Here is a 3,864-nt window from a genome sequence, read left to right as displayed (position 1 = left end):
GGCGACGGCCGTCTTCTTCTTGCCTGAGGTGTTCGTTACCATGTGACGTTGGCTCCCAGAGACTCGGAGATCGATCCGAGCGTCGTGAATTTGATGTTCGAGAGTCGGTCGAGCGAGGTGCCGTCGAGAACGACGCTCTCGACGTCCTCGTCGCGCTCGTAGGGGTTCCCGACGTACACGCGCACGTTCGAGAACGCCTCGCGGCCGTCCTCGGACTTGTACGGCAGCATGCCGCGGATGGCGCGCTTGAAGATGCGGTCGGGGCGCTTGGGGTAGTACGGCCCGCTGTCGGAGCCGAGCTCCGCGCGGGTGTGGTACGTCTCCATCGTCGCCTCCTCGTTGCCGGTGATGACGGCGCGCTCGGCGTTGACGACGGCGACGGTCTCCCCGGCGAGGGCGCGCTGTGCGACCTCCGAGGAGACGCGACCAAGGATGCAGTCGCGGGCGTCGACGACGACGTCCGCGTCTACCTTCGCGAGACTCATCGGAGTACCCTCACGTTGCTTCCTTCGGGATTCTGTTCGATGAACTGTTCCAGCGTCACCGCTTCGCCGGTCTGGTCGATCTTCGTCCGGGCGGTCCCGGAGAAGTCGACCGCAGCGACGGTGACGTTCGTTTCGAGCACACCGCTGCCCAGCACCTTGCCGGGGACGACGACCGTCTCGTCTTCCTGAGCGTACCGCTCGATGCGGCCCAGGTTGACCTCAGCGTGCGTGCGCCGTGGCTTCTCTAATCGGTCGGCGACATCCTGCCACACGTTGGCACCGGAATCTCGCGAGACCGACTTCAGATCGGCGATGAGGTTCTGTAGTTTCGGGTTCGTCTTGCTACTCATAGCTGTCCCTCCTGAACGGAGAGTTCGTGGAAAACGGAGTGCAGGGAGCAGGATTTGAACCTGCGGACCTCTACAGGACAGCGCCCTGAACGCTGCGCCGTTGGCCTGACTTGGCTATCCCTGCGTGCACTCCACCGTATTCCGGCTCCCTTCAAACCACTTTCGGTCCCGCCGTCCGCCGAGCCCGCGGCGGCCACCTCGTCGGTTGAGGCGGCACCGGGGCTGTCGGCGGGGGCGACGGTCAGGGGATTGGTTCGAAGGGCCGTCATTTCCTTATACCGCGACTTTCGTCTGTAGTTCGTCCGCGCGCTCCTCGATGGAGTCGATCGCGCGGAGCAGCAGTTCCTCGACGTCGAACGAGCCGTCCGTCTCGATGTGGAAGACGAACGCGCCCGGCACGTCCTCGACCGCGACCTCCTTCCCGGGGAACCGTTCCGAGAGGTCGTTGTCGAACTCGTCCGTGAGCTCGATCGCTCCGTCGGGGGTCTCGATGACGCCGCGGAGGATGTTCGGCTCGTCGTCGTCGAACTCGCCGCGGTCGCCTTCGACCGTGACGCGCTGGAGATGGCGGTAGCCGACGGAGACGCCGCCCTGGTGTTTGGCGTGCTCCTTGCCGGTGTCGAGGACCGCGTCGGCCTCGAACTCCAACCGCTGTCCCTCCTTCAGCTCGATGATCGGGACGTTGTCGTCGGCGACCTCGACGAGCGGATCGCTGCTCTCGATGTCGCCGGAGTACGCCGTCGCCGGGCCTTCGACGTCGAGCGCGAGGGTGACCTCGTCGCCGACCTCGAAGTCGTCGAGCGGCGTCGTCAGGGGAACGAGCCCCAGACGCAGGCCGATCATCTCGTCGAACATGACCGAGGAGTTCTCGACGAACCGGACCGTGTCGATCGAGAACGTCGGGACGTCGGCGATCATCGCCCGGCGGATGCCGTTGGCGAACGCCGGCGTGAGCCCGCGGATCAGCACCCGCGCGCTGCGTTCGTCCCGTTCGACGTACTGGACGTCGAATTCGTCTTCGGTCATGTCAGACTCGCTTGTTCTTCGGTGCCTTCGTCCCGTCGTGCGGGATGGGCGTGACGTCCTCGATCCGGCCGATCTCGACGCCCGCACGCGAGAGCGCGCGAATCGTCGCCTGCGCACCGGGACCGGTGGACTTGTTGAGGTTGCCGCCGGGACCGCGCACGCGAACGTGTACGCCCTCCAGACCGGCGTCCTTGACGCGCTCGGCGACGACCTCCGCCATCTGCATGGCGGCGTACGGCGACGCCTCGTCGCGGTTCTGCTTCACCACGGTGCCGCCGGACGACTTGGCGATCGTCTCGGCTCCCGTCTCGTCGGTGACCGTGATGAGCGTGTTGTTGAACGACGCGTACACGTGGGCGATGCCCCACTTTCCTCCGTCTTCGGATTCACTCATGATGTTACTCCTGTGACTCCGCGCGCTCGGGGTGGAGATCGTCCGCGAGCGGACTGTTCTCGTCGAAGGCGATGGCACCTTCGTCGTCGACGTCCACCTTCACCGACGGGCGCGTGACGCGAGCGCCGTTGACGGTGATGTGGCCGTGGACGATGAACTGGCGGGCCTGCTGGGTCGAGGAGGCGAACCCCTGACGGTAGACGATCGTCTGGAAGCGGCGCTCCAGCAGGTCGGTCACGTCGAGCGACAGGACCGTCGAGATGTCGTCGTTGTCGCCGAGGATGCCGATGCGGCGGAGTCGTGCGACGAACTCCGCGCCGGCGTCCTGAGCGGCGTCGACGTCACCCTGCGCCTCGCCGAGCAGCCGTCGGGCCTCCCGACGCATGTTGCGCAGCTCGGACTGGGCGCGCCAGAACTCCTCTTTGTTCTTCAGACCGTACCGCGAGAGGAGGTCGGACTCCTCGGCGATGCGCTCGCCTTGGTACGGGTGGTTCGGCGTCTCGTAGCCCTTCGTGTTTTTCCCGGTACTCATTCGTCGTCACCCTCCTCTTCGTCGGCCATCTCCTCGCGGATCTCCTCGACGTTGACCCCGATGGTCCCCTCCGAGCGACCCGTGGACTTGGTGCGCTGGCCGCGAACCTTCTGTCCGCGCTTGTGACGCACGCCCTTGTACGATTCGATGATCTTCATCCGGTTGATGTCGTGGCGGCGCTTCTCGTTGACGTCGGTGCCGACGAGGTGCGTCGTCTCTCCGGTGAAGAAGTCGTTCTGTCTGTTCGTCATCCACGACGGGACGTGGTCTTCGAGGTTCTCGGCGATGTCGACCACCGCGTCGATGTCATCCTCATCGAGGAGCCCGAACGTGGCGTTTCGGTCCACGTCGGCCTTCTCGGCGACCAGCCGCGCCGTGCGCGTGCCGATGCCGTCGAGTTCGGACAGGCTTCGCTCGACCGTCTTCGTCCCGTCGAGGTCCGCGCCCCCGATCCGAACGAAGTACTGGAGGTCTTCCTCCTCCTCCGGCGAGTCGTCCTGTGATTCTTCCGTGCTCATGTGTTGGTTGTGGTGAGTCCTACCGGCGCGAATCCGGCGGTACTCGTCCGTTCGAGCGTTGCGGCGGGGATTCGAACCCCGGAGGCAGTGACGCCACAGAGTTAGCAACCCTGCGCCTTGGGCCAAGCTTGGCTACCGCAACCCGCGTTGTAACATCGCCCTCTCGGACTCGGGGCCCGACGCCCCTACAGTTCGTGCGTTCGTTACCTCCCGCTTTCGGTACTTAAACATCACGAATCGGTCGGGTCGCTGTGGGCGATTCGCACGGTCGCCGCCACCCAGTGCCGCCGGGGTTTCGGTTTCGCGAGGCCCGTTCGGTTCCCGGCGGATCGGTCGGTCCCGTGAAAGCCGTGTCACCCGGTTCCGTGAGGCGTACTGTTTAGTGGGTTCCGCGGGAGGGTCCGAACATGAAGGCCGTTCAGTTCGGCGACCACGGCGACCGCGACGTGATCGAGTACGGCGATTTCCCCGACCCCGAACCCGACCGCGGCGAGGTGGTGATCGACGTCAAGGCCGGCGCGCTGAACCACCTCGACATCTGGACGCGACGCGGGATGCC

Annotated in this window: 6 protein-coding genes, 2 tRNA genes and 1 pseudogene; 1 reads left to right on the top strand and 8 read right to left on the bottom strand. The window is 65.5% G+C overall.

Annotated elements, in window-relative coordinates; translation table 11 throughout:
• Positions 1-35: 35 nt before the first annotated feature.
• The 8 genes from BN903_RS03765 to BN903_RS03730 form a co-directional block, all read right to left on the bottom strand.
• The gene (locus tag BN903_RS03765; RefSeq protein WP_048076427.1) at positions 36-485 is read right to left on the bottom strand and encodes a 50S ribosomal protein L13; all 450 of its coding nucleotides are present in this window, start codon (positions 483-485) and stop codon (positions 36-38) included.
• Positions 482-835, bottom strand: a complete 354-nt coding sequence (locus BN903_RS03760) for a 50S ribosomal protein L18e (RefSeq protein WP_048076426.1) — start codon at positions 833-835, stop codon at positions 482-484. The genes BN903_RS03765 and BN903_RS03760 overlap by 4 nt, the downstream gene beginning before the upstream one ends.
• A gap of 39 nt (positions 836-874) precedes the next feature.
• A tRNA-Leu gene (locus BN903_RS03755) sits at positions 875-959 on the bottom strand.
• A gap of 149 nt (positions 960-1,108) precedes the next feature.
• The gene (locus tag BN903_RS03750) at positions 1,109-1,861 is read right to left on the bottom strand and encodes a DNA-directed RNA polymerase subunit D (protein WP_048076425.1); all 753 of its coding nucleotides are present in this window, start codon (positions 1,859-1,861) and stop codon (positions 1,109-1,111) included.
• A 1-nt stretch (position 1,862) separates the two neighbouring features.
• On the bottom strand, positions 1,863-2,255 hold the full coding sequence (locus BN903_RS03745) for a 30S ribosomal protein S11 (protein ID WP_004595254.1): 393 nt from the start codon (positions 2,253-2,255) through the stop codon (positions 1,863-1,865).
• Positions 2,256-2,259: 4 nt separating this feature from the next.
• Positions 2,260-2,787, bottom strand: coding sequence for a 30S ribosomal protein S4 (locus BN903_RS03740; protein ID WP_048076424.1), 528 nt, complete (start codon positions 2,785-2,787; stop codon positions 2,260-2,262).
• Positions 2,784-3,305, bottom strand: coding sequence for a 30S ribosomal protein S13 (locus BN903_RS03735; protein WP_048076423.1), 522 nt, complete (start codon positions 3,303-3,305; stop codon positions 2,784-2,786). The genes BN903_RS03740 and BN903_RS03735 overlap by 4 nt, the downstream gene beginning before the upstream one ends.
• 56 nt (positions 3,306-3,361) lie before the next feature.
• Positions 3,362-3,447: transfer RNA gene (locus tag BN903_RS03730), tRNA-Ser, on the bottom strand.
• A 265-nt stretch (positions 3,448-3,712) separates the two neighbouring features.
• Between BN903_RS03730 and BN903_RS16385 the strand changes: the two are divergent.
• Positions 3,713-3,864, top strand: a pseudogene (locus BN903_RS16385) (alcohol dehydrogenase); the annotation flags it as partial.

Source organism: Halorubrum sp. AJ67, assembly GCF_000513435.1.
Note: the sequence above shows the minus strand (reverse complement) of the source record. Positions and strands in the feature narration are given on the sequence as shown.